This window comes from Halomonas sp. NPDC076908 (assembly GCF_050269715.1).
Classification (GTDB): domain Bacteria; phylum Pseudomonadota; class Gammaproteobacteria; order Pseudomonadales; family Halomonadaceae; genus Vreelandella.
Map to the genome: position 1 here is coordinate 1 of NZ_JBNNIW010000114.1, position 1,333 is coordinate 1,333.

1 protein-coding gene is annotated in these 1,333 nt (G+C 60.9%); it reads right to left on the reverse strand.

From position 1 onward, the window contains the following. Positions 1-24 precede the first annotated feature (24 nt). The gene (locus tag ACQKE4_RS20735; RefSeq protein WP_427390111.1) at positions 25-1,221 is read right to left on the reverse strand and encodes an IS4 family transposase; all 1,197 of its coding nucleotides are present in this window, start codon (positions 1,219-1,221) and stop codon (positions 25-27) included. Positions 1,222-1,333: the final 112 nt, after the last annotated feature.

Genomic DNA, 1,333 nt, shown 5'->3' on the forward strand with positions numbered 1-1,333 from the left:
CCTGAGGAATCCCCACGAACTTTGCTATCCATCGCATAAGGCCTGCTCTTTGACTTCCCCTTGGAGGCTCGTCAGAACTGTCTTCCAAGAGGGCCATGGGACAGCACCGACACAATGACGTCGCAGCCACTCCAGTCCCAAACGCCACACGGAGAGAACGTTCCGATGACGGATCGTGTTGCTCTGGTAGCGTCGCTGTTGCCCGCTGTCTCGGACTTGAAGACCGGCAACCATCACCACGACATTGGACAGCATCGCGATCAGCAGCAGGATTTCGATCCGCTTGCCTTGGCGAGACTGATGCATGCCGAAGCCCAGCCCGAACTGGGGACTCTTGACGTCGCGGAAGCCCTCTTCAATCTGCATGCGCTGCCGGTAAATGGCCACCAACTTGTCCGCCAGCGTTGAGCGCGCCGGTAGGTTACTGACCAGCACCCAGGGCTCCTTCTGGCGCTGGGCAATCGCCCGGCTGCGGCTGTCCTGGGAGACCTGTCCGCGCTTGTTGCGATGCTTGCGCCCCTGCGGCGGCCGATGGTAGAGCACCATGCGGGTGGTCAGTGGATTGCTCTCAGCAATTTGCACGGAACCCAGCGCCCGCGGTGCCGATGTCGCTTGCGGAAACAGGTCTGACACAGGTTGCCACGCCTGCCCTGGCAGCTGGCAGCGAACCGGGCTACGCACCCGGCCGACGTAGTACCAACCACGTGCCTCAACCGCCTCGAACCAGGGATTACGAAAGCCCGCATCGGTGACCAAGATCGGCGTGGCGTTGTCAGGCAGTATCTCGGCCAGAGCGGCCAACAAGTATGCCTCACAGTGTTGGCAGCCATCCTTGTGGTGGACTTTCTCGAAGATTGGCAGCGAGCGCCCGGCAAAGGGCACCGCGGCGCGCAGCAAGAACCGTTTGCCACGGTCATCAATCGGCGACCAGTCCACCAGAATCAGCGGGCGGGTCATGTGGCCAATCAGCAGGCTGGCCACGAGCCAATAGAACAGGGGACGCTCCTGATGCAGGTGAGGGTTGCCCAGCAACCGATCGACTCGCTTGATGGTGTGCTTGGTAGCCACTGGCCCTGGCAAGGCACGCCCCAGGGCGGTCAAGCCCAGGCGGCGCTCGCCCAGCAGGGCACCCACCGTGTCGAGCAGCGCCTGCAGGCGCTTGGCATGGACCAGGGGGAGTGATGAGGTCAGCAGAGTATGTAAGAATCGAGGGGCCTGCATGGGTCTCCTTAGGCATATTGTTGGTTTGGCGATTAACAACATGCCGACCCATGCAGGCCTTTTCAATCATATCATCCTGATTTTCTTATCTATTTCGTGGGGATCCGTCAGG

Coding starts and splice junctions, on each gene's coding strand:
- ACQKE4_RS20735 (WP_427390111.1), bottom strand. CDS start 1,221: ATGCAGGCCCCTCGATTCTTACATACTCTGCTGACCTCATCACTCCCC.